This window comes from Bradyrhizobium sp. AT1 (genome assembly GCF_001590795.1).
GTDB lineage: Bacteria > Pseudomonadota > Alphaproteobacteria > Rhizobiales > Xanthobacteraceae > Bradyrhizobium.
Genome location: NZ_JXDL01000001.1, coordinates 1,082,907 through 1,107,903 on the forward strand (window position 1 = coordinate 1,082,907; position 24,997 = coordinate 1,107,903).

The following is a 24,997-nucleotide window of genomic DNA, read 5'->3' on the forward strand; positions in this document are numbered from 1 at the left end:
CAAGGTCGAGGCCTGGTGGTCCAAGTCTCGGGAGGAGCCCCTGGCGCGCAAAATGCAGCGTCGCCCCGTCAATCAAGAGCAAATCTTAGAATCGGGGATAATAGGGTCGACACAATTTTTGAGCGGGGCCAGGGCCCCGCTCTTTTTTTGTCCGCAAGTTTCGTTGGCAAGGGGCTGAAGCGCCGATGAAGGCTTCGTCCAATCCGATCGAAATCAGTTTCGAACGCGCGGCCATGCGCTGCGCGGATCTCACACCGCTCGTCTACCGGCGGCTGTTCGACGCGCATCCCGAAGCGCAGGCGATGTTCCGCACGGACGGCGGTGACCTCGTGAAGGGATCGATGCTCGCGCTGGCGATCGAGGCCGTCCTCGATTTCGCCGGCGAGCGGCACGGGCATTTCCGGCTGATCGCTTGCGAGGTCGCCTCGCACGATGGCTATGGCACGCCGCGCGAGCTGTTCATGGCGTTCTTCGCCGTGATCAGGGACAGCGTACGCGATCTGCTCGGCGAGGAATGGTCAACCGAGATCGCGCAAGCCTGGGACCAGCTGCTCGTCGAGATCGACGCATTCGCTCGTGCGACAGCCTGACGCTTTGCGCTGCACCAACTGAGCTTGCAGCGACTGATTGCAGATTGAGTGGCGCCAACTCTTGTGAGAGACTTTCGGACATCGGTCGCGCAATCAATGACGCGCCGACGATAAGATTTATGGGAGCGAGCGATGTCCGGGACGAAAGATTTCTCGACGACGAGGCGCGATCTTCTTCAGGCGGTAGCGGCCGCCGGCGCCGGAGCTGCCCTGTTCGGCAGCATGGGCATAAATCCAGCACTGGCCGCCGAAGTGGGACGCAGCGAGAAGCCGCTGAAGGCGGCGTTCTCCAACGCAGGCCTGCAGGCGACCTGGTGCGCACAGGGCAAGCAGGCCGCCGAATTCTGGGGCAAGCTGTTCAACGTTGAGGTGACCTGGTTCGATGGCCAGCTCGATGCCGTGAAGCAGCGCGCGGCGATAGACAACATGGCCTCGCAGAAATGGGACTTCGTCGCGATCCAGGCCTTCGGCATTGGCACCCTCACCCAGCCCGTGCAGAAGATGATCGATGCCGGCACGCCGGTGATCGACATGGACACGCTGATTGCGCCGCTCGATCAGATCAACGTCCACTCCTTCCTCGCTCCCGACAACGAGTTCATGGGCGCCTCGGTGACCCAGGCGCTCTGCAACGCGATGGGCGGCAAGGGCAAGATCATCATGACGCAGGGCGCGCTCGGCCACACCGGCGCGCAAGGACGGGCCAAGGGCTTCACCAACACGGTGAAGCAATTCCCCGGCATCGAGGTGCTCGACACCCAGCCGGCCGATTGGGACGTCTCCAAGACGGCACGCCTCTGGGAGACGTATCTGACCAAATATCCGCAGATCGATGCGGCGTTCTTCCACAATGACGACATGGCGCTCGCGGCGGCCAACATCATGAAGGCGCGCGGCCACACCAACATCCTGATCGGCGGCGTCGACGCCATGCCGCCGGCGATCCAGGCGGTGAGCGAAGGCCGCATGTTCGCGACCGTCCGCAATCCCTCCTGCCGCATCCATGGCGGCGCCATCATCGCGGGCGTTTCGGCCGTGGTCGGCGGCGAGAAGAGCGGACAGGGCATTCCCAAGAATGTCGTGACGGACGGCCCTGTCGTGACCAAGGCCAATGCCGCCGGGATGCAGTGGATGCAGGATCACTTCCTGATCTGAGCTTTCATGTCCGAGGGTCGCTCGCCCATCCTTGAACTGCAGGGCATCACGAAGAGCTTCGGCGGCGTCGAAGCGCTTCGTGGTGTCGACTTCGCGCTCTATCCCGGCGAGATCCACGGTCTCGTCGGCGAGAACGGCGCCGGAAAAAGCACGCTGATGAAGATCATCGCCGGCGTGCATAGCGAATTCTCCGGCCGCTTCCTGATCGACGGTCAGGAGACCCATTTCCGCTCGGCGCGCGATGCGCACGCGGCCGGCATCGCGATGGTGCATCAGGAGCTCTCTGTCGCGCCGGACCTGACGGTCGCCGAGAACGTCTTCCTCGGCAACCAGCCCACCAACGCGCTTGGCGTCGTGCAATGGCGGCGGATGGCGCGCGAGGCCGGCGAGCAGCTTGCACGACTGGGTCTCGACGTCGATCCGATGAGCCGGCTCGGCGACCTCTCGATCGGCCTGCAGCAGCTGATCGAGATCGCGCGCGTGCTGTTCTCCGGCGCCCGCATCGTCATCCTGGACGAGCCGACCTCCGCGCTCTCCCCGCCCGAGGTCGAGCGTCTGTTTGCAACGCTCCGGCGCTTGCGCGAGGAAGGCACCGCCATCGTCTTCATCTCGCATTTCATCGAAGATATCCTGCGCGTGTCCGACACGGTGACCGTGTTCCGGAACGGGCGGAAAGTCGCGGAGACCGCGAGCGCTGCGACCAGCAAGGGTGCGCTGATCGAGGCCATGATCGGCCGCGGCGGCGAAGCGCTCGAGCACAGCTACACCGAGGATCTGATGCTGCCGCAGCCGAGCGGCAATTCGGTGATCCTGAAGGTCGACCAGCTGTCCCTCGCCCGCAGTCTCAAGGACGTCTCGTTCGAGGCCCGCGCCGGCGAAGTGCTCGGCATCTACGGCTTCATGGGCTGCGGCCAGCAGGAGCTGTCGCGCATCCTGTTCGGCAAGCTGAAGCCGGATGCCGGCACGCTTTTCGTCGAGGGTCAGCCGAAAACCTTCGCCAGCACGGCGGCAGCGCGGCGCGCCGGCGTGGCGCTGGTTCCGGAGAGCCGGCGCGACATGCTGTTTCACCAGGAGCCGGTCTACAAGAACATCTCGATCAGCATCCTTGATCGCATCTCCTCCCTGCTGCTCAAGCCCGCGCAGGAGCGCGACATCGCCCAGCGCCAGGTCGAGCAGCTGCAGATCCGGCCGCCGGTGGTTGGGCTCGATCTCGGCATGCTCTCCGGCGGCAACCAGCAGAAGGTCGCGCTGGCGAAGTGGCTGACGTACCCGCCAAAGCTGCTGGTGCTGTGCGAGCCGACCCGCGGCATGGATGTCGGCGCCAAGAACGACGTCATCAACATCGTCCGCGACCTCCGCACAAAAGGGCTCGCGGTCATCGTGCTGTCGACCGAGCCAGAGACGGTGCTGTCGCTGGCCGACCGTATCCTCGTGCTCAAGCGCGGCGCGTTGGTGCGGGAATTCAGGAACGAGCCGGTCAGCAAGGACCGCCTGCTGGAAGCGGCGTGACGGAGAAGCACATGAGCAGCGAGACGGCCTTGGCGACGGGACGGCGGCCGCGGGGCCTTGCGCCTTTCCTGCGATCGCAGATGCGCAACATCGCACCCTTCCTGACGCTGATCTTCCTGTCCGGCTTCTTTGCCTTCGCCAGCCCCTCCTTCGCGACGCTGGACAATCTCGGCAATATCCTGACCCAGGTGTCGGTGACCGGCATCATCGCGGTCGGCCTCACCTTCGTGATCCTGTGTGCCGAGATCGACCTGTCGATCGCCAGCATCGCCAACGTCACCGGCATCGCGGTCGCCTATTTCACGCTGCAGGAATCCTACGTCAACATCGCCAACATCCCGCTGCCCGGCGCGGTCGCGATCATCCTGTCGATCCTGCTCTGCGCCCTGCTCGGCCTCGTCAACGCGCTGGGGCTGACCGTGATCGGCATCCCCTCCTTCATCATGACCTTGGCGATGATGCAGATCGCGGCCGGCATCTCGGCGCTCCTGGTGCGCGGCCAGATCGCCTACAAGGTGCCGAGCCTGATCACGACGCTCGGCTCGGGATCAATCGGCGGCATTCCCTGGATCGTCATCGTCGCCGCCATCATGCTGCTCGGCGGACATCTGGTGCTGACCTATACGCGCTTCGGCCGCTACGTCTACATGGTCGGCGGCAACCGCGAGGCGGCCGAATATGCCGGCCTCAACGTCAAGCTCATCCTGGGCGCGGTCATGGTGATCTCGGCGGTGTGCTCCGGCATCGGCGGCATGCTCGGCGTCGCCCATTTCGGCAGCGCGCAGCAGAACGAGTTCGACACCTACCTGCTCGACTCCATCGCCGCCGTCGTGGTCGGCGGCACCAGCCTGTTCGGCGGCCGCGGCGGCATCGGCAACACCATCGTCGGCCTGTTCGTGCTCGGCGTCCTCAACAACGGCCTCGACCACGTCAACATCGACAGCTTCCTGAAGATCCTGATCCGCGGCCTGATCCTCTTGGCGGCGCTGGTCATCAACGTCTACGCGCAGCGGCTGAGGGAGAAGGCGGCGGAGTAGACAGCCCCAAAGCAAAAAGTGCGAAAACAACCCCATGCACAGTACAAATTATTGGGGAATTTGGCCTGCCGATCCCCCCTGCGCCGATCGCGGGACCGAGGTGCGCTCCGCCTCTCCGGCGATCCAGGTCGCAAATCGTTTGACACGGTTGTCGCCGGTCAGCGCGGGTTGCCAGCGCAGGAGGTGTGCCTTGCTCGACGGCATGTCCCATTTCGGAGCCAGAACGCGAAACAGCCTGCGCTCGGCCAAAGCGTCCTGAACCAGGAGCGAGCGCGCGAGCACCACACCGCCACCTTCGAGAGCGGACGCAAGTGCCAGGCTGAGCGAACTGAACCGGACGCCCTCCGGCACCCGTCCTTCAATTCCCAGCCGCTCGAACCAGACCGGCCATGACCATTCGGCGCCGTCATTGCGACCCGCCTGGCCCTTGTGAATGAGCGGCAGGTCACGAAGCATCTGCGGATTTGACAGCAGCCGGCCTCGACGCAGGAAGCGCGGCGCGGCAACGGGAAACACCCGCTCCCTGAACAGCAGGCGCTGCGTGGAGCTCGCCCGGGCGATGGACGTCGGCAACCACAGGATCAGGACGTCGACGTCGGCTGCACGCATCTGCGCCTCGGTCTCGACGACGACAAGGTCGAGGCCGATATCGGGGTGGGACTGCATGAAACCCGGCAGCCGTCGCGCGAGCCAGTAATGCGCCAGGGCGGCACCGACGCCAACCCTGAGGCTCGATGGCTTGGCCGTGGCCCTGAACTGCGCTCGAAGCCCTGCCATGTCGTCGAGAAGCAGGCCGATCTTCTCCAGCAGCGAGACGCCTGCGGGGGTCGGCGCCAATCCAGTCACGCCACGGGTGAACAAGGGTGCGCCGATGAAGTCCTCGAGCTTCCGGAGGCGGTGACTCACTGCACTCTGCGTCAGCCCCAATTCGCCGGCCGCGAGCGTGACGCTGCGATGACGCGCGGCGGCCTCGAAAGCAACAAGTCCGTCGAAGGGAGGCAACTGTCTCATACTGAGATTATGAATGAGATTCATACTGACGTGAATAGGTAATGCTGATGTAGCTGTCGGATGTCATGCAGCGAACCATCCGGGCCCGCCGAGCAGGCCCCTGCCTTCCATGTCTGGCCTGCACTTGCGCTCGGTCTGGCCGCCTTCCTTGCCAATTTCGACGTCACCGCGGTGGTCGCGGCGCTTCCGGCCATCGCGGGGGACCTCGGGCTCGATGTCGCCGGCTATGCCTGGGTGATGGACGCCTACAGCCTGTCATTCACCTGCTGGCTCCTGATCGCCGGTGCGCTCGCAGACCGATACGGGCGCCGCAGAACGCTGTTGCTCGGCAATCTCGCGTTCGCCGCCGCGTCGCTGGGATGCGGACTGGCCTGGAACGAGGCTTCGCTGGCGGCTGCACGCGCCGCCCAGGGACTCGGCGCCGCCTTCGTCGTCACGGGCGGCTTTGCCTTGATGGCCACCACTTACCCGAGCCCGACCTCGCGGGCTCGCGCGTTCTCCTGGCTCGGCGTCACCTCGGGCATTGCAATGGCGATGGGACCGACGCTTGGCGGCCTGACGGCCGCCTGGCTGGGATGGCGATGGATCTTCCTCCTGAACCTGCCGATTTGCGGACTGATCTGCTGGAGCGTGCCGCGCCTGATTGCCGAGGCCCGGGACCCGGCCCCCCGGTTCGTCGACCTCTCGGGAATGGCGATGCTGACGGGCGCTTTGCTGCTGCTGGTGGTCTCGCTCCTGCATGTCGCCTCTTCACCCGCTGCGTCCTCGGCGGGATTCGGCCTCGCGTCATTGCTTTTTGCCACCTTCATCAAGCAGCAGAGCAGACGCGTGCAGCCGATCTTCGACCCCAGCGTCTTCGCAAACAGGACGGTGGCCGGAATTGCGCTGCTTCTCACAGCCGTCTCGGTTGGATATTGGGCTTTGCTGGTCTACCTGCCACCGTTCCTCGCCCATGTTCGAGGCCTCGAGACTGATCTGGTCGGAACGACGCTGCTGGCCGCGACCTTGCCGATGTTGCTGCTTCCTCCACTGGGCGGCAGAAGCGTTTCCGCGCTCGGCTGGCGCCGGCATTTCGTCGTCGCACTCGGTTTCATGGCAATCGGCAACGCCATCTTCGCTGTGACGCTGGTCTCGAACGTCCTATCAGTCTGGTCCGTCATCCCGGCAATGGCGTTGATCGGCTCGGGCGCCGCGCTCGCTCATCCCCAACTATCCGGCGCCGTGGTGGCATTGGCGGGCAGCGAGCAAGCGGGCATGGCGTCGGCAGCCACGGTCGTGGTCCGGCAGGCAAGCTTCGCCATCGGCATTGCCGCGCTGGGTGCGACGCTCGTAACGACAGACCGACCCGATGCCTACAGCCTGCTCTTCCTCACCGCGACCATCGTGTGCCTTGCCGGTATCCTGGCCGCCGCTGTGCTGCTTCCGCCGAGACAGAGGGGCGAACCATCGGAAGTGACGCCAGCTGGGCCGTCGCCCTTCGAGGGCCGCTGAAGAAGCGGCCACCTCAGGGTGACGGGGATAGCGCGACGCTCGCTGCGCCGATCTCGTCCGCCCGCCAGCATCGCACCGCATGCCCGTCGGGCCGCGTCTCCAGCGCCGGCCCCGGCTCTCGCCGGCACACCGCATCAGCGTGGCGGCACCTTGGGCTGAAGGCGCAGCCGTTGGGTGGATTGAGCGGGTTGGGCAGATCGCCGCCCGTCGTCGCCAGTGGTGCATGATGCAGCGGATCGGGAATCGCCGCGATCAAGGCCTGCGTATAGGGGTGCGCGGGTCGCTCAAAGATCTCGCGCCAATGGCCGTTCTCGACGATGCGGCCGAGATACATCACGGCGACGCGGTCGCTCATGTGCTCGACGACGCCGAGGTCGTGGCTGATCATGATGTAGGAGAGGCCGAGCGTCTCCTTCAGCTCCAGCAGCAGGTTGATGATCTGGGCGCGGATCGAGACATCTAGCGCCGAGACCGGCTCGTCGCAGATGACGATCTTGGGATTGAGGATCAGCGCACGGGCAATGCCGATCCGCTGGCGCTGGCCGCCGGAGAATTCATGCGGATAGCGATCGGCCTGCTCGGGCCGCAGGCCCACATGCCGCAGCATGGTGGCGACGCGATCCTCGATCTCGCTTTTCGCGGTCACGCCATGCACCCGCAAGGGATCTTCCAGGGTGCGACGCACGGTCTGGCGCGGATTGAGCGAGGCGTACGGGTCCTGAAACACCATCTGCACGGTGCGGGCCAGCGCCTTGCGATCGCCGGATTGCCGGTTCGTGACGACCTGCCCGTCCAGCACGACGCGGCCGCGCGTCGGCGTCAGGAGACCCAGGATCGACAAGGCGACGGTCGACTTGCCGGAGCCGGACTCGCCGACGAGGCCGAGGCATTCGCCGCGCTTCAGCGTGAGATCGACGCCGTCGACGGCCCGAAGCAGTCGCCGGCCACGGCCCAGCAGGCCGCCGCCCAGCGGAAAGTGCACCGCGAGGTCTTCGACGCTGAGGATGAGATCGTCATCCGGTCTCGCCTTGCCCAGCACGTCTTGCGGCTCACGCATGGTGGTGACACCTGACCAGGCCGCCCGCCTCCAGCCGATCCGCCTCCGGCACGACCGTCCGGCAAATCTCGGTCGCTTGCGCGCAGCGCGGATTGAACCGGCAACCGTCCGGGAAGCTGCTGATGGCCGGGACGACGCCCGCAATCTCCTTCAGCCTGCTGCGCCCGAGCGCGGCACGGCTGCCCAGCCGCGGCAGCGAGTCCACCAGGCCCTGCGTATACGGATGAGATGGCGCGCGAAAAATATCGGCCGAGCCGCGCTCCTCGACGATGCGGCCGGCATACATGACGGCGACGCGCCGGCAGACATTGGCGACGAGGCCGAGATCGTGGCTGATCATCAGGACCGCCGTTCCCCGCTCGGCACATAGATTGCGCATCAGCTCGATGATCTCGGCCTGCACGGTGACGTCGAGCGCGGTGGTGGGTTCATCGGCGATCAGCAGATCCGGGCCGCAGGCGAGCGCGATGGCGATCATCACGCGCTGGCGCATGCCGCCGGAGAGCTGATGCGGGTAATCCCTCACGCGGCGCTCGGGCGCAGGCACGCGGACGCTGGCCAGTGCCTCGATCGCGAGCTGGTTGGCTTCCCGCCAGCTCTTGCCCTTGTGCAGCACGAACATCTCGGCGATCTGACGGCCCACCGGCGAGACCGGATTGAGCGCGGTCATCGGCTCCTGGAAGATCATGGCGATGCGGTCGCCGCGCAGGTCGCGCTGCCGCGCCGCGGACAAGTGCTGGATCTCCCGCCCCTCGAACCGGATGACGCCGCCGCCGATCGACAGGGGATGCCGCAACAGCCCGATCAGCGCGAGCGCCGTGATGCTCTTGCCGCAGCCGGATTCGCCGACGAGGCCGAACGTCTCGCCGCGGTCGATGCGAAACGAAATGCCCTCGGCTGCCGCAACGCGCCTCGACCCATCGTCGAGATCGATACGCAAATCCTCGACTTCGATCAGCGGCGTTCCGGTCATGTCCGCCGGCTCCGCGATTGGGGATCGAGAATGTCGCGCAAGCCGTCGCCGAGCAGATTGAGGCCAAGCACCGTCAGGAAGATGGCAAGGCCCGGAAAGATCGAGAGCCACGGCGCTGTCGTGATCTGCTCGCGAGCGTCCGACAGCATGCTGCCCCAGCTCGGAAACGGCGGGCGGACGCCGAGGCCGAGGAACGACAAGGCGGCCTCCGACAACACCGCGCTGCCCATGCCCAGCGTGCCGATGACGACGATGGGGCCGAGCATGTTCGGCAAGAGCTGCGTGACCATGATCCTGAGCTCGCCGTAGCCGAGCACGGTCGCCGCCTGCACATAGCCTTGGCTGCGCAGCGACAACGCCGAGGCCCGTGCGATCCGGCACGTGAAGGACCAGTTGGTCAAGCCGAGTGCGATCAGCAGGCTGGTCAGGCCGGGTCCCAGCACCGCCATGATCGCCAGCGCGAAGATCAGCGAGGGGATCGCCAGCATCAGATTGGTGAGAGCGTTGACGACATCGTCCCACCAGCCGCCGAAATAGCCGGCGCTGAGTCCCAAGGCCACGCCGATGACGCTGTTGATCAGCTGCGAGACGATGCCGACCGTCAGCGAGACGCGCGCGCCGTAGACGACGCGTGAATAGATGTCGCGGCCCTGGTCGTCGGTGCCGAACCACCAGGTCCAGCTCGGCGGCTCCTCGGCGTTCATCAAATTGGCGTCCAGGACAGGATCGGTGTGCGCCAGCCAGGGCGCGAGCAGCCCAACCAGGACAGCCAGCGCGAACAGGACCCCACCGATGACGAGATTGGCGCGGAGCTTCATGCGTATCTGATCCTGGGATCGATCACGCCGTAGAGCACGTCGATCAAGAGATTGATCGCGAGAAACGCCAGCACCACCACGAGAATGGAGCCCTGGACGGCGGGAATGTCACGCTGCAGGACGCTGTCGACCAGCAGCGAGCCGATGCCCGGCCAGGAGAACAGCTTTTCGACCACGACCGCCTGCCCCATCAGGCCGCCGAATTGCAGGCCCACGGTGGTCAGAATGATGACGAGCGCATTGCGCATCACATGCCACTTCACCACTCTCGCCTCGCTCATGCCCTTGGAGCGCGCCGTGCGGACGAAATCGGCGGTCATGATCTCCAGGACCGCGGCGCGCGTCGTCCGCGCAAACAGCGCCATCGGCGAGACGCCGAGCGTCACGGCCGGCAGCAGCAGGTATTTCAGCCCGCCGTCGCCATAGCCGAAACTCGGCAGCCAGCCGAGCTTCAACGCGAACAGATACATCAGGACGAGTCCGAGCCAGAACTTGGCAATGGACAGGCCCGACACCGCCACGACCATGGCGAGGGTATCGACGATGCCCCCGGGTTTCAGCGCCGCGATGAAACCGAGGGGAACGCCGATCGCAATCGCAAACGCCATCGCGGCGAATATCAGTTGCAGCGTCGGCCAGGCCCGCTTGGCGATCATGCTCGTGACCGGCTCGCGGGTTCGGAACGAGGTTCCGAAATCGCCGGTCGTGAGCTTGGCGATGTACTTGCCGAAACGCACATAGACGGGATCGTCGAGGCCGAGCTGCTTCTTCATGCGCAGCTCGACCTGCGGATCGGCATCATCGCTCATGCTCGAAGCGATGCTGCCGGGCACGACGCTGAACAGCACGAAGACCAGCAGCACGACAGCGAGCACGGTCGGGATGGTCTGCAGGAGGCGACGGAACAGGAACGAGAGCATCGGCACCTCTCCTCTCTCCCTCCATCACGTGACGCGATGGAGGGAGCGCGACAGCGCGCGTCACTTCGCGGGCGAGGTCTCGTCGACCCAGAGGTCCTCGACGTTCTGGTGGGTCAGCTCCGTCGCATTGAGCTGAACGCCCTTGAGCCACGGCTGCACCGCCATGACCGCCTTGTTGTAGTTGAAGAACCAGACCGGCGCTTCCTCATAGAGCAGCGCATTGGCCTTTTGCAGCAGCTGGATGCGCTTGGCGGGATCGTCGGCCTGTCCGGCCTCGTCGACCATCTTGTCGAAATCGGCGTTCTTGAAGGTGGTGTAGTTGCAGGCCGGCTGCGGCGTCGACGAATGGAAGCATTTGAGGGCAGCCAGCGGATCCGGCCCGCTCGCCTGGGAATAGATGAAGGCCTGGTAGTCGCCGGTGCGAACCACCTCCGCAAGCACCGCGGTCTCGACCTGCTTGACCTTGGCCTTGATGCCGACCTTGTCCAGCATCGGGATCACGGCCGAGACGATCGGCAAGCCCCAGCTCTCGTTCTGGCTGGTGGTCCATTCGAACTCGAAGCCGTTGGGGTAGCCGGCCTCGGTGAGCAGCTGCTTGGCCTTGGCGGGATCGTGAGCATACGGCTTCATCGCCTTGTCGTAGGCCGGCGAGGTCAGCGGCAGCCAGCTGGTGGCACGATAGGCCTTGCCCTTGACCAGCTTGTTGATGATCAGATCGGTGTCGATCGCGTAGTTGATCGCCTGCCTGACGCGCTTGTCGGCGAACGGCTTGAATGAGGGATTCATCCCCATGTAGCGCGTGAAGACCTCGGCGACCTCGACGATGGTGCCCTTGAGATTGGCGTCCGATTGATAGGCGACGTATTGCGCAGGCCCAAGCACCGAGGTGTCGATCTCCTTGTTGCGGAAGGCGACATCGCGCGCGGCGGCCTCGGCCATGATCGACACGGTAACCTTGTCGGCATAGGGCTTGCCGGGCTTGTAGAACCGGTCCCACCGCTCCAGCACGATGCGCGATCCCGGTACGTGCTCGACGAATTTGAACGGTCCGAGACCGATCGGATGCTGGATGAAGCTCTCCTTGGCGCCCTCGTCGGCGGGATAGATCGAGGTCAGCGCGGTGAAGAAGTAGAAGCCGGGATCGACCTTCTCGGTCAGCTTCATCTCGATGGTGAAATCATCGATCTTCTTCAGGCCGGAGATTTCCTTGGCCTGGCCCTTCTCGACCGCGGCCGCGCCCTCGATCACGCGGACGAAACGCGCACCGGGAAAGGCCTTGGTGCCGTCCATGATGCGGGTGTAGGACCAGATGACGTCGTCCGCCGTCATCTTGCGGCCGTTGTGGAAATAGGCGTCATCGCGCAGCTTGAAGGTGTGAACGAGACCGCCCCCCGAGACGGCGTCCTCCTTGGCCAGTTCCAGAACCGGTTTGCCTTCCGCCGAATTCCAGATGTAGAGCGAGCGATGCAGCGCCTTGGCGTAGATCTCGTCCTGGGCGCGCTGGGTGGTGTGAATGTCGAGACTGGTGAAACTCGAGCCATAAGGCGCGGTCATGCGGATGGTTCCGCCCTTGCGCGGCGTCTGCGCCTCCACTGACCCGGCGAGCGCCAGCCCCACCCCCGCGACGATCGCGATCATCCTGAACATCATGTGTCCCCCAACAACGCAGGTGCATGCCGATCAGAGATTTGATCATTCGCAGCCTGTCGAATGCAAGCTTCGTTTTTGATGGAGACCAATGTCTGTTCCGGGAGGCCGGGTTTCAACGCGGAGACCTCCGAGACCGGGTTGCATCCCCGCAGCGATACAAGCCGACGATTGACGCGGTGCGTCATCAGCCGGCCGGGACAAGTGAACATTTTTCGCAGCCAACGCGACCAAGCTGTGGATCGTCACCTGAGCCCCGGAAATCGCGAAAACAGGGATCGCGGAAACATGAAACGCCGAAAGCTAGGTTTTCTACTCGCCTGCAGTCTGGTCGCCGCGACGGCGGCGATGGCGATCCCGGTGACGCCGGACCCCGTTCGCGACCGCCCGACCAACACCATCCATATCAACTGGTCCCACACCACGCGGTCCAACGGCTATGTCGACGATACATGGTGGGCGCTCAGGGAACGTTGCACGCCGGACAATCTTGGCGAACGCCTGCTCTGCGATGCCATCGGGCTGTTGGCTGGGGCCACCAGCCGGACGTTCGAGGCCAAGATGTCCGACGATTTGGGCCTGCCGCTCGCCGACCGCTGGGGCCTGATGACTGCGAAGAATTCACCCTTCATCCGGTCGGCTCACGTCGAAACGCCGCTTGGTCTTGCGGCCGTGCTCGGCTTCTATCGCGCCGCACTCGATCAGCGCGGCTGGACTGAAAACGATGGCGCGGTCGTCGAGGCTGAGAGGGCCGTTGTCGCCTTCACGACGTCGGATGGGCCGGGGCTGCTCCGGCTTGGCCGTCAGAACAACGTGACGATTGCCGACCTGTCGCTGCGCAAGGTGCTGGCCGCAACGTCCGGCATCCGGCCGGCGCCGGACCGAGTGATGCTGTTGGTCGGCAACAAGACGGATGAAGCTGCCGATATCACCGTCAACGAGCGAACCATCAGACTGGAGGCTCGCGCCGGAGAGGACCTGACGGATTCCGACGCCGCCGCAGGCAGGCTGCCTGATAGCCAGAAGATCGATCTGCCGCCGGGCAGGTACAAGGTCACGCTCGAGCTCGAAGGCCGCGCGGCGCAGCAGCGCGAGTTCGAGGTCGCGGCCAACGAAACCTGGGGCCTGCTGGTCGGCCCCGATGGGGCCCCGCTTCCGTTGCGGCTGTATTAGCGTTCCGCAACAATCCCTCCCCGTCATTGCGAGCGAAGCTCCCCCCACGACATTGCGAGGAGCGCTCGCGACGGAGCATGCGGGTGCGCCCCGCACAACATCTTCAGCCGGACAATTCCGGCTGCCAGTCCTTCAGCTTTCGTGCAGCCCCCGTAACATCGGCGATCACCCGAAACGCCGCGGCCTCCACCATCATCCCGCGCGCGAGCCGCACGGCGCGCGCCTCACTCACCGCCCGCTTCCGAGCATCCTCGATCAGCTCGAAATCGATGTTGTGGGCGAGACCGAAGATGCGGCGGATGATTTTCGCTGCGGCGAAGCCGACCGTCTCAGTGAACAGGCGCTGCATGTAGGCTTGCCGCTCGGCCTCCAGCCGCGCGGCGCCCTTCTCACCGGCGAAGAGCGAGATCGGATAGGCATCGCCGGTGCCTTGCGCGCGCCAGAGCTCGAGGAATTTCCGGGCGAACTCGCTCCACACCGTTTCCACGGTCTGCAGCACCCAGGCCTCGAACGCGGCCCGCTCGCCCGGCGCACGCTCATGGCCGGCGGAGGCGAAATAGGCCATCAGGAGATTGGCGAGCACCGCGCCGACGTCGAAGCCCATCGGACCATAGAACGCGAATTCCGGGTCGATCACCCGCGTCTGGCTCTCCGTGACCATGATCGAGCCGGTGTGGAGGTCGCCGTGCAGCAGCGCCTCCGGGCTCGCCATGAATTTCAGCTTCAGCCGGGAGATGGCGACGTGCAGGTCCATGTCGTCGCGGAGCTCCGCGGCGAGGCCGTCGAGATAGGGCGCGGTCCAGCGGTTCTGCTCGGCGATGCGATAGGGATCGGTGAAGATCAAATCCTCGGTGATCTTGCAGAGCGCGTGGTTGCCGGCGAAAGCCGCGATGCCCTCCTTCTTTTCGGCCGCGGACAGCGCGAGATCGGAGGTGAAGAACAGCGTCCGCGCCATGAAGGTGGTGATGTCATCGACGAAGCCCGGATATTGCGTTCCCGCAACCAGTCCCTTGCGCATGATGATATGGGGCTCGAGCAGCTCCATCACCGTCAGTGCCAGCGCCTCGTTGTGATGCAGCAAAGCCGGCACGAGGCCGGACGCGAGCTCGGCCTGCTTCGACAGCGCCAGATATTCGTAATGGGCCCGCGACAGCGGCAGCGGCCAGCTTTCGCCGACGAGGCGGACATAAGGCAGCGCCTGCTTCACGGCGATACCGCCGTTCGTGCCCTTGACGATGAAGACGAGGTTCAGATTGCCGTCGCCGACCTCGGTGATTGCCCAGTGGGCGGGATCGCCGCCGAGGAGCGTTTTCAAGTCCGGCAGGCCTGCGAGATAATCCCGCAAGGCCGCCTCATGCAGAATCCGGTAGTCCTCCCGCTCCTGCGTCATGACGATCCCATCCCATTCCTATTTTGAGCATGATCTTTCGGAAAACCGCTTCACACTTTGCGCTAGCGCGGCCCTCCGGGTCCGGAGCATGCTCTGCAGGGCCGGATCGTTACTCCCGCTCCAGGAAGCTCGAGCCGATCTCGGCCTTTCTTTTGATGGGATCGTAATCACAATAAACGAGATCCGCCACCAGCGTGTAGCTGGCGCTGACATTGTATTTGTCTGTTTTGACCGAGTTCAGGCCGATCACCGAGGTGCTCTTGCCGCCGTTCCATTTGAACGGGGTCGAGCTCTTAGCCTGCTCGCAGGCTGCGACGGCCTCGTTGAAGACATAGCCCTCGACGAAAGCCTTCAGCGTGCGCACCTGCACCGCCATCCTCCATTCGACATAGCCGATGGCACCAAGGCCGGCGACGATCAGCACCAGAAGCGCGACGACGATGCGTTGAAAAGTCATTCGTCCCCCCAAAAGCAAAACCAAAAATTTAAAACGGCATCCCCATCAGCTTCGACAGGCGCTCGATGGAGAGATAGCCGGCGTGATAGGCGACCATGGCGATCCCGTAAATGATCGCGGAGATGATCGTGGTCCAGATCAGCTTGCCGCCCATCCGCGTCAGGATCGGCGCGCCGGGATCGGTGCCGGGCGCGCCGACGCCGTCCTCGTGTTGGCTGCGCACGCCGAACGGCAGCGTCAGGAACAGCGCGACCCACCAGATGACGAAGTAGATCGCGATCGCGGTCGATATCTGGATGGCCATGGGACGGCCTTATGCCTGCTCGATTTCGACCAGCGCGCCGGAAAAATCCTTCGGGTGCAGGAACAGCACCGGCTTGCCGTGGGCACCGATCTTCGGCACGCCGTCGCCGAGCACCCTCGCCCCCTCCTTCACCAGCGTGTCGCGCGAAGCGATGATGTCGACGACCTCGTAACAGACATGGTGGATGCCGCCGTCGGGGTTGCGCTCGACGAATTTTGCGATCGGCGAGGCCTCGCCGAGCGGCTCGATGAACTCGATCTTGGTGTTGGGGAGCGTGGCGAACACCGTGATGACGCCGTGCTCGGGCAGCGGCACGGCATCCGAGATCTGCGCGCCGAACGCGGCGCCATAGATCCTGGCCGCCTTGACGGCATCCTTGGTCGCGATCGCGACGTGGTTGAGCCGGCCCAGCATGGTTGTTCTCCCTTAAGGCATGATCCGGAAAAGTGTGAAGCGGTTTTCCGAGAAGATCATGCCCAGACTAGACTGTCAGTACGTGTACCAGACAGGGGGGCTTTTTGCCCCAATGTTCGTTAATCACGGCCCGGACAGCGCGTCGCACCGACTCCGCCAGCGCATCCGCATCGCGGCGGCGCGCTTTCGGCAGGCCCTCGATGGTGGAGACCACGGCATCGAAGACGATGTCGTCGAAGGGCTCGCCGGCCCGGTTCTTCTCGGGGATGCCGACCAGATCGACCTCGGGATCGTCGGCGAGCTCGCCCTGCTCGGTCATGGCGATGGCGACGAAGGCGCAGCCGGAGAACGCCATGCGGCGGCGCTCGACCACGGCGCGCGACTTGGAATCCTCCAAAATCGTGCCGTCCTTGTAGAGACGGCCCGAGGGCACCTCGCCGACGATGCCGGGATCGCCGGGGCCGAGCTTGACGAGGTCGCCGTTGCGGCAGACCAGCACGCGCTGCACGCCGGCGGCGCGCGCCAGCTTGGCGTGCTCGTGCAGATGCAGGGCCTCGCCATGGACGGGGATCAGGAGCTGCGGTTTCGTCCAGGCGATCAGGTCGCGCAATTCGTCGCGACGGGGATGGCCGGAGACGTGGACCAGCGCGTCGCGGTCGGTGATGATCTCGACGCCCTGCAGCACCAGATTGTTGACGATCGAGCCGACCGCCTTCTCGTTGCCCGGGATGGTGCGCGAGGAGAAGATGACGCAGTCGCCGCGGTTGAGCGTGATCTCGGGGTGGTCGTCATTGGCGATGCGCGCCAGCGCGGCGCGCGGCTCGCCCTGGCTGCCGGTGCAGAGCGCCAGCACCTTGTCCTGCGGCAGATGGCCGTAGATCTCGGGCGAGCGGAAATTCTGCACGCCGTCGAGATAGCCGGTCTCGCGCGCGACCTGCACCACGCGCTCCATGGCACGGCCGACGACGACGACCTCGCGATCGGCGGCTTTGGCGGCGGCGGCCACGGCCTTGATGCGCGCGACGTTGGAGGCGAAGGTCGTGACCGCGACGCGGCCCTTGGCCGATTTCACGAGGTCGATGATGGTGCGGGCGACCTCGGCTTCCGAGGGCGAGCGGCCGTCGCGCACCGCGTTGGTGGAATCGCCAATCAGGGCGAGCAGGCCCTCTTCGCCGAGCTCGCGCAGCCGCTTCTCGTCGGTCGGACGCCCCAGCGTCGGGGTCGGGTCGATCTTCCAGTCGCCGGTGTGCAGCACCGTGCCGGCCGAGGTGTGGATCGCCAGCGCGTGCGCCTCGGGAATGGAGTGCGCGACGGGGATGAACTCGACGTTGAACGGGCCGACGTCGACGCGGCCGCCCGACGGCACCACCGTCACCGGGATCTTCGGCGCATTGCGCTCGGCGGCACATTTGGCCTCGAACAAGGCGGCGCTGAACTGCGTCGCGTAGATCGGGCATTTCAGCTTCGGCCAGAGATCGATGATGGCGCCGAAATGGTCCTCGTGAGCGTGGGTCAGCACCAGGCCCATCAGGTTCTTGCGTTCCTTCTCCAGGAAGGAGATGTCCGGCATGATCAGGTCGATGCCCGGCAGATGCTCCTCGTCACCGAAGGAGACGCCGAGATCGACCGCCATCCAGGCGCGCTGCTGGCGGCTCCCAAGGCCGTAGATCGACAGGTTCATGCCGATCTCGCCGACGCCGCCGAGCGGCGCAAACACCAGTTCTTCAGGCTTCGCCATCACGCAGCTCCCACGGAGGCGACCGGACCGAAGAACACCTCGCCCGCGGCGACCGGCACGCGGCGGCCCTCCGCGGTTCGGACGATCAGGCAGCCGGTGTCGTCGATGGTGTCAAAAATGCCTTCCAGCGTCATCGTCCCCGTATGGATCGCGACCTTCTCGCCAAGACCCGCGGCGCGCTCGAGCCACAGCTTTCGGATCTCGGCAAAGCCGCTTCCATTGGCCCAGATGCCGCGGAATTCGACCCAGGCGTCGGAGAGCGCCGCGAACAGCTCCTCCGCGCTGATCTGGACGCCCAGTGCGGCCAGCGAGACGGCGGGCGTTGGCGTCCCCTCGGGCGCAGCGACGACATTGGTGCCGATGCCGACGACGATGGCGAGGCGGTCGCCGATGGCCTCCGCCTCCAACCCGATGCCAACCAGCTTCTTGCCGTTGGCCAGGACGTCATTGGGCCATTTCAGGGCGTAGCGGGGACGGCCTTCGCCGAGGCGCAGCGCAGCTTCGAGGCTGACCTTCTCCAGCGCGGCCTCTTCGGCGAGGCCTGCGGCAAAGCCGATGGTGGCGGCAACCGCCGGCGCTACGTCCAGGACTTCGAGCACGCTGGCGGCGAGATTGCCGCGCGGCGCGATCCAGGGGCGCTGACGACGGCCACGGCCGGCGGTTTGCTCCGACGTCACGAACCACATCGGGCCGCGTTCGCCAGCCCTGGCGCGCTCGATCGCCTCGGTGTTGGTCGAGCCGGTCCGTTCGAACGCCGCGAGCTTGTAGCCCGCGGATGATGCGCGAGGACCGAGCGCGAAAGCCATCCTAGAACAGCGACTTTGCCGCGGCGGAGGCGACGCTCACCACGGGACCTGCGAACAGCGCGAACAGAATGTTGAACAGGCCGAACACCGCCAGCACCGTCTTGACCTCGACGCGCACCGGATCGACCTGGCCGGCCGGCTCGTCGAAATACATCGTCTTGACGATGGACAGGTAATAATAGCAGCCGACCACGCTGGTCAGCACGCCGATGACGGCGAGCGTGAACAGGTTCGCCTTGATGGCGGCGACGAAGACGTACCATTTGGCGAAGAAGCCGGCGAGCGGCGGAATGCCCGCGAGCGAGAACAGCAGCATCGCGAACATGAAGGCGAGCAGCGGATTGGTGCGCGACAGACCAGCGAAATCGCTGATCTGCTCGACGGCCTGGCCGTTGCGGCGCATGGCGAGGATGATCGAGAACGAGCCCAGTGTCATCGCGACATAGATCACGATGTACATCAGCACGCCCTGCGCGCCCTCGACCGTGCCCGAGGCAAGGCCGACCAGCGCGAAGCCCATGTGGCCGATCGAGGAATAGGCCATCAGGCGCTTGATGTTGCTCTGGCCGATCGCGGCGAACGAACCCAGCGCCATCGAGGCGATCGACACGAACACCAGGATCTGCTGCCACTGCGAGACGATGCCCGGGAATGCGGTCAGCGTGACGCGAGTGAACACGGCAAGCGCAGCGACCTTCGGCGCCGAAGCGAAGAAGGCGGTGACCGGGGTCGGCGCGCCCTCGTAGACGTCAGGCGTCCACATGTGGAACGGCACGGCCGAGACCTTGAAGCAGAGACCGACGAGCAGGAAGACCAGGCCGAACAACAGGCCGACATTGGAGATGGTCGCGGCCGCGGCGATGCCGGTGAAGCTGACCGTGCCGGTGAAGCCATAGATCAGCGAGGCGCCGTACAGCAGCATGCCCGAGGACAGCGCGCCCAGGACAAAGTACTTCAGGCCGGCTTCGGTGGACTTGGCATTGTCGCGGTTGGAGGCCGCCACGACGTAGAGCGCCAGCGACATCAGTTCGAGGCCGAGATAGAGCGAGATCAGGTCGCCGGCCGAGATCAGCACCATCATGCCGAGCGTCGAGAGCAGCACAAGGATGGCGTATTCGAAGATGCGGCGCGACGGATCCGACAGGAACTCGGTCGACAGCACCAGCGTCACCGCCGAGCCGATCAGGGCCAGGATCTTCATGAAGCGAGCGAAGTCGTCGACGATGAAGCTGCCGCCGAAGGTCACATGCTTGCCGGCAGGCAGCATGTATTCGAGCACCCCGACGACGACCAGGAGCACGACCGCCAGCGAGGTGACCGCGCCGGTGGTCCCCTGCCCGCGATAGGCTCCCAGCATCAGCAGAGCCATGGCGCCGATCGCGAGCACGATCTCGGGCAGTACCGGCGCCAGTTGATAACCTGCAGTCTCAAAGCTCATGGCGATATCCTGACCTGCCCGGTCACTGGAGCAGTGCGGCGGCCTTCACGGCCGTCACAGCGGTGTTGTAGTTGTTGACGAGTTGCTGGACCGAGGCGGCCGACATGTCGAGCACCGGCTTCGGATAGACGCCGAACAGGATCGTCAGCGCGATCATCGGGAACAGGATCACACACTCCCGCAAGGTGAGATCCTTCATGCTTGCGAGCGACGGCTTGACCAGCGCGCCGAACACGACCTTGCGATAGAGCCACAGCGCGTAGCACGCCGACAGGATCACGCCGAAGCTGGCGAAGAACGCCGTCGGGATCGAGACCTTGAAGGTGCCGAGCAGCGTCATGAACTCACCGACGAAGCCGCTCGTGCCGGGCAGACCGACATTGGCCATGGTGAAGACCATGAAGGTCAGCGCGTAGAGCGGCATCCGGTTGACGAGGCCGCCATAGGCCGCGATCTCGCGGGTGTGCAGGCGGTCGTAGACGACGCCGACGCAGAGGAACAGCGCGCCGGAGACGATACCGTGGGAGATCATCTGGAACACGCCGCCGGCGACGCCCTGCATGGTGCCGGCGAAGATGCCCATGGTGACGAAGCCCATATGCGCGACCGACGAGTACGCGATCAGCTTCTTCATGTCCTCCTGCATCAAAGCCACCAGCGAGGTATAGATGATGGCGATGGCCGAGAGCGTGAAGATCAGCGGCGCGAAGTCATGCGAGGCCAGCGGGAACATCGGCAGCGAGAAGCGCAGGAAGCCGTAGCCACCCATCTTCAAGAGGATCGCGGCCAGGACCACGGAGCCCGCGGTCGGCGCCTCGACGTGCGCGTCCGGGAGCCAGGTGTGCACCGGCCACATTGGCATCTTCACCGCGAACGAGGCGAAGAAGGCCAGCCACGCCCAGGTCTGCAAGTTGCGCGGCACGGCGGTGTGCATCAGGGTCGGGATGTCGGTGGTGCCGCCGTTCCAGTACAGCGCCATGATGGCGAGCAGCATCAGGACCGAGCCGAGCAGCGTGTAGAGGAAGAACTTGAACGATGCATAGACCCGGCGCGGACCGCCCCAGACGCCGATGATCAGGAACATCGGGATCAGGCCGCCCTCGAAGAACAAATAGAACAGCACGAGATCGAGCGCCGAGAAGGTGCCGATCATCAGCGTTTCCAGGATCAGGAACGCCATCATGTATTCGCGGACGCGGCTCGTGATCGCCTTCCAGCTCGCGGCGATGCAGAACGGCATCACGGCGGTGGTGAGGATCACCAGCGGCAGCGAGATGCCGTCGACGCCCATGTGGTAGGTGATGCCGGTCGCGAGCCAGTTCGCCTTCTCGACGAACTGGAAGTCGGGATTGCCGGGGTCGAAGCGCATGACCAGGATCACCGACACCGCGAAGGTGATCAGCGTGGTCCAGAGCGCGATCCAGCGCGAATTGCGCTTGGCCGCCTCGTCGTCACCGCGGCTCAGATAAACGATCAGCGCGCCGACCAGCGGCAGGAACGTCGTGACCGATAGGATGGGCCAGGTCGTCATTTACTGGCCTCCAAAGCCGAACATGAACCAGGTGATCAGGCCGGCGGCGCCGATCAGCATGGCAAACGCGTAGTGATAGAGATAGCCGGTCTGGATCTTCACGACGTTGCGGGTGACGTCCAGCACACGGGCGGAGACGCCGTCGGGGCCGAAGCCGTCGATGATGAAGCCGTCGCCCTTCTTCCAGAGCTGATAGCCGATCCACTTCGCCGGACGGACGAAGATGATGTCGTAGAGCTCGTCGAAATACCATTTGTTGAGCAGGAACTGGTACAGCATCGGCTGCGTGTTCGCGAGCTCGACCGGCAGATAGGGCCGGCGGATATAGAACAGGTACGAGACGAGGAAGCCCAGCACCATCATCACCGTCGGCAGGAAGGCGATGGTCTCGGGGATGTGGTGCATCTCCTCGATGATGTGCGGGTTCATCTTCACGGACTCGCGGAAGAACTCCTCGACGCCGTGGCCGGCGAACAGCTCCTTGAACGGCAGGCCGGCGACGAACGAGCCGACCGCCAGCACGCCGATCGGGATCAGGATCCAGAGCGGTGCCTCATGCGCGGCCTCGTAATGATGCTCGTCATGCGGCTCGCCGTGAAAGGTCTTGAAGATCAGGCGCCAGGAGTAGAACGAGGTCAGGCCGGCGGCGACGATCGTCATCAGGAAGCCGTACGTCGCGAACGGATTGTGCGAGGCGTAGGCGGACTCGATGATCGCGTCCTTGGAGAAATAGCCGGCGGTGAGCGGGAAGCCGGTCAGCGCCAGCGTGCCGACCACCATCACCGCATAGGTGTAGGGGATCTTCTTCCAGAGTCCGCCCATGTTGCGGATGTCCTGCTCGTGGTGCATCGCGTAGATCACCGAGCCGGAGCCTAGGAACAGCAGCGCCTTGAAGAAAGCGTGCGTGAACAGATGGAACATGCCAACCGAATAGGCCCCTGCTCCCATCGCCACGAACATGTAGCCGAGCTGCGAACAGGTCGAGTACGCCACGATGCGCTTGATGTCGTTCTGGACGAGACCGACGGTCGCGGCAAAGAACGCCGTGGTGGCACCGAAGAACATCACGACGGCCTGCGCATTCGGAGCGAGCTCGAACAGCGGCGACAGGCGCGCCACCATGAAGACACCAGCGGTGACCATGGTCGCGGCGTGGATCAGCGCCGACACCGGGGTCGGGCCTTCCATCGCGTCCGGCAACCAGGTGTGCAGCAGGAACTGGGCCGACTTGCCCATCGCGCCCATGAACAGCAGCAGGCAAGTCAGCGTCAGCGCGTCAACGTGCCAGCCGAGGAAGTTGATGGTCTTGCCGGTGAGGCCGGGCGCGGCATGGAAGATCGTCTCGAAATCGGTCGAGCCGGCCAGCATGAAGATCGCGAAGATGCCGAGCGCAAAGCCGAAGTCGCCGACGCGGTTGACCACGAAGGCCTTGATGGCGGCGGCGTTCGCCGTCGGCTTCTGGTACCAGAAGCCGATCAGCAGATAGCTGGCGAGACCCACGCCTTCCCAGCCGAAGAACAGCTGCACTAGGTTGTCCGCGGTCACCAGCATCAGCATGGCAAAGGTGAACAGGCTGAGATAGCCGAAGAAGCGCGGCCGGTTCGGGTCCTCGTCCATGTAGCCGATGGAATAGAGGTGCACGAGCGATGACACCGTCGTCACCACCACCAGCATCACGGCAGTGAGCGTATCGACCCGCAGCGTCCACCAGACCTGGAGGTCGCCGGAGAAGATCCAGGGCAAGAGCTGGATGCGGGCATCGTGGTGCATGAAGCCGACATCGACCAGCGTCATCCAGGACAGCCCGGCCGAGACGAACAGCAATGCCGTGGTGATCAGCTCGGCAGCGCGCGAGCCAGCCGCGGGCGGCTCGGTCGGACCGTGACCGTGATCGTCGTGACCATGGTCGTCATGACCATGCGCGTCGTGAGCCGCCGACGCATGCGCATCGCCATGGCCGTGGTCGCCGTGATGATCGAGCTCGTCGCCCGAGGGATTGCGGGCATGCGCGCCGGCCAGGGCGATGAGCCCTGCCAGAATGGCGCCCAGCAGAGGCAGGAAAACGATTGCCTGAACCATTTGAGAGCTCAGCCCTTCATCAGATTGACGTCCTCAACCGCGATCGAGCCGCGGTTGCGGAAATAGACCACCAGGATGGCGAGACCGATCGCGGCTTCCGCAGCCGCAACCGTCAGCACCAGCAGCGCGAAGACCTGGCCGACGATGTCGCCGAGGAAGGTCGAGAACGCGACGAGGTTGATATTGACCGAGAGCAGGATCAGCTCGATCGACATCAGGATGACGATGATGTTCTTGCGGTTCAGGAAGATGCCGAGGATCCCGAGCGTGAACAGGATCGCGCCGACCGCCAGGTAATGTCCGAGCCCGATCGTCATTTCACCCACTCCGCCGCATCGGCATCCGAGAGGCCCTGCCCCGGCGCCACCTTGCGCATCGCCATCGCCATCTCGGGCGTGCGCGCGTTCTGAACGTTGATGTCCTGCCGCTTCACGCTCGCCTTGTGGCGCAGCGTCAGCACGATGGCGCCGATCATGGCTACCAGCAGCACCATGCCAGAGAGCTGGAAGTAGTGGATGTACTTCGTATAGAGCACGAGCCCGAGCGCCTCGGTATTGGAGACGTTCGCCGGGATCGCCGCCGTGATCGTCTTGGCGACGCCGGGGTTGATGACCCAGAAGCCGACGGTGAGCAGCAGCTCGAACAGGAAGATGCCGCCGATCACGAGGCCCACCGGCAGATACTCGATGAAACCCTCGCGCAGCTCGAGGAAGTCGACGTCGAGCATCATGATCACGAACAGGAACAGCACGGCGACCGCGCCGACATAGACGACGATCAGCATCATGCCGAGGAATTCGGCGCCCATCAGCACGAACAGGCCGGATGCGTTGACGAAGGCCAGGATCAGGTACAGCACGGAGTGGACGGGATTGCGCGAGACAATCACCATCACCGCCGAGGCGACACAGACGCCGGCGAAGAGATAGAAGAAGAGCGCGGGAAGGATCATGCCCTCACCTCACCGGTACGGCGCGTCGAGCTCGATCGCTTTCGCGATCTCGCGTTCCCAGCGATCGCCGTTGGCGAGCAGCTTGGCCTTGTCATAGAACAGTTCCTCGCGGGTCTCGGTCGCGAACTCGAAGTTCGGACCTTCGACGATGGCGTCGACCGGACAGGCCTCCTGGCAGAGGCCGCAATAGATGCACTTCACCATGTCGATGTCATAGCGCACGGTGCGGCGGGTGCCGTCGTTGCGGCGCGGGCCGGCCTCGATGGTGATGGCCTGCGCCGGGCAGACCGCTTCGCACAGCTTGCAGGCGATGCAGCGTTCCTCGCCGTTCGGGTAGCGGCGCAGCGCATGCTCGCCGCGGAAGCGCGGCGAGATCGGGCCCTTCTCGAACGGATAGTTCAGCGTCGGCTTCGGCTGGAAGAAATAGCGCATGGCGAGGAAGAACGCCGAGACGAATTCCGACAGCAGAAGCGAGCGAGCAGTGGCGTTGATGTTGATACCCATGAC

At 64.7% G+C, this 24,997-nt stretch carries 24 protein-coding genes; 6 read left to right on the top strand and 18 right to left on the bottom strand.

What is annotated here, in order from left to right:
• The first annotated feature begins 185 nt into the window (after nucleotides 1-185).
• The 4 genes from SE92_RS05060 (at nucleotide 186) to SE92_RS05075 (ending at nucleotide 4,291) form a co-directional block, all read left to right on the top strand.
• Nucleotides 186-590, top strand: coding sequence for a globin (locus SE92_RS05060; RefSeq protein ID WP_063194750.1), 405 nt, complete (start codon nucleotides 186-188; stop codon nucleotides 588-590).
• 132 nt (nucleotides 591-722) lie between these two features.
• Nucleotides 723-1,745, top strand: coding sequence for a sugar ABC transporter substrate-binding protein (locus SE92_RS05065; RefSeq protein ID WP_063194751.1), 1,023 nt, complete (start codon nucleotides 723-725; stop codon nucleotides 1,743-1,745).
• A 6-nt stretch (nucleotides 1,746-1,751) separates the two neighbouring features.
• Nucleotides 1,752-3,254, top strand: coding sequence for a sugar ABC transporter ATP-binding protein (locus tag SE92_RS05070; RefSeq protein WP_063194752.1), 1,503 nt, complete (start codon nucleotides 1,752-1,754; stop codon nucleotides 3,252-3,254).
• Between the two features lie 11 nt (nucleotides 3,255-3,265).
• Nucleotides 3,266-4,291 (top strand): ABC transporter permease, encoded by a 1,026-nt coding sequence (locus tag SE92_RS05075; RefSeq protein ID WP_063194753.1) that lies wholly within the window; start codon nucleotides 3,266-3,268, stop codon nucleotides 4,289-4,291.
• A 48-nt stretch (nucleotides 4,292-4,339) separates the two neighbouring features.
• On the opposite strand, the gene SE92_RS05080 is transcribed toward SE92_RS05075, so the two are convergent.
• The gene (locus SE92_RS05080; protein ID WP_063921206.1) at nucleotides 4,340-5,326 is read right to left on the bottom strand and encodes a LysR substrate-binding domain-containing protein; all 987 of its coding nucleotides are present in this window, start codon (nucleotides 5,324-5,326) and stop codon (nucleotides 4,340-4,342) included.
• Nucleotides 5,327-5,362: 36 nt separating this feature from the next.
• On the opposite strand from SE92_RS05080, the gene SE92_RS05085 reads away from it, so the two are divergent.
• Nucleotides 5,363-6,793 (top strand): MFS transporter, encoded by a 1,431-nt coding sequence (locus SE92_RS05085; RefSeq protein ID WP_063921207.1) that lies wholly within the window; start codon nucleotides 5,363-5,365, stop codon nucleotides 6,791-6,793.
• 13 nt (nucleotides 6,794-6,806) lie between these two features.
• Here the strand turns inward: SE92_RS05085 and SE92_RS05090 are convergent, their stop codons facing one another.
• The 5 genes from SE92_RS05090 to SE92_RS05110 are packed head-to-tail and all read right to left on the bottom strand — an operon-like array spanning nucleotide 6,807 to nucleotide 12,211.
• Nucleotides 6,807-7,850 carry an ABC transporter ATP-binding protein gene (locus SE92_RS05090; RefSeq protein ID WP_063194754.1) on the bottom strand — a complete coding sequence of 348 codons (1,044 nt, stop codon included), beginning with the start codon at nucleotides 7,848-7,850 and terminating at the stop codon, nucleotides 6,807-6,809.
• Nucleotides 7,843-8,823 carry an ABC transporter ATP-binding protein gene (locus tag SE92_RS05095; RefSeq protein ID WP_063194755.1) on the bottom strand — a complete coding sequence of 327 codons (981 nt, stop codon included), beginning with the start codon at nucleotides 8,821-8,823 and terminating at the stop codon, nucleotides 7,843-7,845. Before SE92_RS05095 ends, SE92_RS05090 begins: the two co-directional genes overlap by 8 nt.
• Nucleotides 8,820-9,641, bottom strand: a complete 822-nt coding sequence (locus tag SE92_RS05100) for an ABC transporter permease (protein WP_063194756.1) — start codon at nucleotides 9,639-9,641, stop codon at nucleotides 8,820-8,822. The genes SE92_RS05095 and SE92_RS05100 overlap by 4 nt, the downstream gene beginning before the upstream one ends.
• Entirely contained in the window at nucleotides 9,638-10,561 is a 924-nt protein-coding gene (locus SE92_RS05105) for an ABC transporter permease (RefSeq protein ID WP_063194757.1), read from the bottom strand. Before SE92_RS05105 ends, SE92_RS05100 begins: the two co-directional genes overlap by 4 nt.
• Nucleotides 10,562-10,621: 60 nt before the next feature.
• Nucleotides 10,622-12,211 (bottom strand): ABC transporter substrate-binding protein, encoded by a 1,590-nt coding sequence (locus SE92_RS05110; RefSeq protein ID WP_157095139.1) that lies wholly within the window; start codon nucleotides 12,209-12,211, stop codon nucleotides 10,622-10,624.
• 285 nt (nucleotides 12,212-12,496) lie between these two features.
• Between SE92_RS05110 and SE92_RS05115 the strand changes: the two genes are divergently transcribed.
• On the top strand, nucleotides 12,497-13,381 hold the full coding sequence (locus SE92_RS05115; protein WP_063194758.1) for a hypothetical protein: 885 nt from the start codon (nucleotides 12,497-12,499) through the stop codon (nucleotides 13,379-13,381).
• Nucleotides 13,382-13,484: 103 nt separating this feature from the next.
• Here the strand turns inward: SE92_RS05115 and mtnK are convergent, their stop codons facing one another.
• From mtnK to nuoI, 12 genes are all read right to left on the bottom strand, one after another.
• Nucleotides 13,485-14,771 carry an S-methyl-5-thioribose kinase gene (gene mtnK / locus SE92_RS05120; protein ID WP_063194759.1) on the bottom strand — a complete coding sequence of 429 codons (1,287 nt, stop codon included), beginning with the start codon at nucleotides 14,769-14,771 and terminating at the stop codon, nucleotides 13,485-13,487.
• Nucleotides 14,772-14,880: 109 nt separating this feature from the next.
• Complete coding sequence (locus SE92_RS05125; RefSeq protein WP_063194760.1) at nucleotides 14,881-15,228, bottom strand: hypothetical protein; 348 nt, start codon at nucleotides 15,226-15,228, stop codon at nucleotides 14,881-14,883.
• A gap of 28 nt (nucleotides 15,229-15,256) precedes the next feature.
• Nucleotides 15,257-15,532 carry a DUF1467 family protein gene (locus SE92_RS05130; protein ID WP_063194761.1) on the bottom strand — a complete coding sequence of 92 codons (276 nt, stop codon included), beginning with the start codon at nucleotides 15,530-15,532 and terminating at the stop codon, nucleotides 15,257-15,259.
• Nucleotides 15,533-15,541: 9 nt separating this feature from the next.
• Complete coding sequence (mce, locus tag SE92_RS05135) at nucleotides 15,542-15,946, bottom strand: methylmalonyl-CoA epimerase (protein WP_028136079.1); 405 nt, start codon at nucleotides 15,944-15,946, stop codon at nucleotides 15,542-15,544.
• A gap of 67 nt (nucleotides 15,947-16,013) precedes the next feature.
• Nucleotides 16,014-17,684 (bottom strand): ribonuclease J, encoded by a 1,671-nt coding sequence (locus SE92_RS05140; protein WP_063194762.1) that lies wholly within the window; start codon nucleotides 17,682-17,684, stop codon nucleotides 16,014-16,016.
• On the bottom strand, nucleotides 17,684-18,490 hold the full coding sequence (locus SE92_RS05145; protein ID WP_063194763.1) for a biotin--[acetyl-CoA-carboxylase] ligase: 807 nt from the start codon (nucleotides 18,488-18,490) through the stop codon (nucleotides 17,684-17,686). Before SE92_RS05145 ends, SE92_RS05140 begins: the two co-directional genes overlap by 1 nt.
• 1 nt (nucleotide 18,491) lies before the next feature.
• Nucleotides 18,492-19,928 carry an NADH-quinone oxidoreductase subunit NuoN gene (nuoN, locus tag SE92_RS05150; RefSeq protein WP_063194764.1) on the bottom strand — a complete coding sequence of 479 codons (1,437 nt, stop codon included), beginning with the start codon at nucleotides 19,926-19,928 and terminating at the stop codon, nucleotides 18,492-18,494.
• 22 nt (nucleotides 19,929-19,950) lie between these two features.
• Entirely contained in the window at nucleotides 19,951-21,459 is a 1,509-nt protein-coding gene (locus SE92_RS05155) for an NADH-quinone oxidoreductase subunit M (RefSeq protein ID WP_063194765.1), read from the bottom strand.
• Nucleotides 21,460-23,538: an NADH-quinone oxidoreductase subunit L gene (gene nuoL / locus SE92_RS05160; protein ID WP_063194766.1), complete on the bottom strand. Its 2,079-nt coding sequence runs from the start codon at nucleotides 23,536-23,538 to the stop codon at nucleotides 21,460-21,462.
• An 8-nt stretch (nucleotides 23,539-23,546) separates the two neighbouring features.
• Nucleotides 23,547-23,855 carry an NADH-quinone oxidoreductase subunit NuoK gene (nuoK, locus tag SE92_RS05165; RefSeq protein WP_008547737.1) on the bottom strand — a complete coding sequence of 103 codons (309 nt, stop codon included), beginning with the start codon at nucleotides 23,853-23,855 and terminating at the stop codon, nucleotides 23,547-23,549.
• A complete protein-coding gene (locus SE92_RS05170) occupies nucleotides 23,852-24,490 on the bottom strand; it encodes an NADH-quinone oxidoreductase subunit J (RefSeq protein WP_063194767.1) in 639 nt (212 codons plus the stop codon). Before SE92_RS05170 ends, nuoK begins: the two co-directional genes overlap by 4 nt.
• 9 nt (nucleotides 24,491-24,499) lie before the next feature.
• On the bottom strand, nucleotides 24,500-24,988 hold the full coding sequence (nuoI, locus tag SE92_RS05175) for an NADH-quinone oxidoreductase subunit NuoI (protein WP_026232873.1): 489 nt from the start codon (nucleotides 24,986-24,988) through the stop codon (nucleotides 24,500-24,502).
• Nucleotides 24,989-24,997: the final 9 nt, after the last annotated feature.

Bases quoted from the DNA above. Each gene is read 5' to 3' on its own strand.
- SE92_RS05060 (WP_063194750.1), top strand. From the start codon at position 186: ATGAAGGCTTCGTCCAATCCGATCGAAATCAGTTTCGAACGCGCGGCC.
- SE92_RS05065 (WP_063194751.1), top strand. From the start codon at position 723: ATGTCCGGGACGAAAGATTTCTCGACGACGAGGCGCGATCTTCTTCAG.
- SE92_RS05070 (WP_063194752.1), top strand. From the start codon at position 1,752: ATGTCCGAGGGTCGCTCGCCCATCCTTGAACTGCAGGGCATCACGAAG.
- SE92_RS05075 (WP_063194753.1), top strand. From the start codon at position 3,266: ATGAGCAGCGAGACGGCCTTGGCGACGGGACGGCGGCCGCGGGGCCTT.
- SE92_RS05080 (WP_063921206.1), bottom strand. From the start codon at position 5,326: ATGAATCTCATTCATAATCTCAGTATGAGACAGTTGCCTCCCTTCGAC.
- SE92_RS05085 (WP_063921207.1), top strand. From the start codon at position 5,363: ATGTCATGCAGCGAACCATCCGGGCCCGCCGAGCAGGCCCCTGCCTTC.
- SE92_RS05090 (WP_063194754.1), bottom strand. From the start codon at position 7,850: ATGCGTGAGCCGCAAGACGTGCTGGGCAAGGCGAGACCGGATGACGAT.
- SE92_RS05095 (WP_063194755.1), bottom strand. From the start codon at position 8,823: ATGACCGGAACGCCGCTGATCGAAGTCGAGGATTTGCGTATCGATCTC.
- SE92_RS05100 (WP_063194756.1), bottom strand. From the start codon at position 9,641: ATGAAGCTCCGCGCCAATCTCGTCATCGGTGGGGTCCTGTTCGCGCTG.
- SE92_RS05105 (WP_063194757.1), bottom strand. From the start codon at position 10,561: ATGCTCTCGTTCCTGTTCCGTCGCCTCCTGCAGACCATCCCGACCGTG.
- SE92_RS05110 (WP_157095139.1), bottom strand. From the start codon at position 12,211: ATGATGTTCAGGATGATCGCGATCGTCGCGGGGGTGGGGCTGGCGCTC.
- SE92_RS05115 (WP_063194758.1), top strand. From the start codon at position 12,497: ATGAAACGCCGAAAGCTAGGTTTTCTACTCGCCTGCAGTCTGGTCGCC.
- mtnK (WP_063194759.1), bottom strand. From the start codon at position 14,771: ATGACGCAGGAGCGGGAGGACTACCGGATTCTGCATGAGGCGGCCTTG.
- SE92_RS05125 (WP_063194760.1), bottom strand. From the start codon at position 15,228: ATGACTTTTCAACGCATCGTCGTCGCGCTTCTGGTGCTGATCGTCGCC.
- SE92_RS05130 (WP_063194761.1), bottom strand. From the start codon at position 15,532: ATGGCCATCCAGATATCGACCGCGATCGCGATCTACTTCGTCATCTGG.
- mce (WP_028136079.1), bottom strand. From the start codon at position 15,946: ATGCTGGGCCGGCTCAACCACGTCGCGATCGCGACCAAGGATGCCGTC.
- SE92_RS05140 (WP_063194762.1), bottom strand. From the start codon at position 17,684: ATGGCGAAGCCTGAAGAACTGGTGTTTGCGCCGCTCGGCGGCGTCGGC.
- SE92_RS05145 (WP_063194763.1), bottom strand. From the start codon at position 18,490: ATGGCTTTCGCGCTCGGTCCTCGCGCATCATCCGCGGGCTACAAGCTC.
- nuoN (WP_063194764.1), bottom strand. From the start codon at position 19,928: ATGAGCTTTGAGACTGCAGGTTATCAACTGGCGCCGGTACTGCCCGAG.
- SE92_RS05155 (WP_063194765.1), bottom strand. From the start codon at position 21,459: ATGACGACCTGGCCCATCCTATCGGTCACGACGTTCCTGCCGCTGGTC.
- nuoL (WP_063194766.1), bottom strand. From the start codon at position 23,538: ATGGTTCAGGCAATCGTTTTCCTGCCTCTGCTGGGCGCCATTCTGGCA.
- nuoK (WP_008547737.1), bottom strand. From the start codon at position 23,855: ATGACGATCGGGCTCGGACATTACCTGGCGGTCGGCGCGATCCTGTTC.
- SE92_RS05170 (WP_063194767.1), bottom strand. From the start codon at position 24,490: ATGATCCTTCCCGCGCTCTTCTTCTATCTCTTCGCCGGCGTCTGTGTC.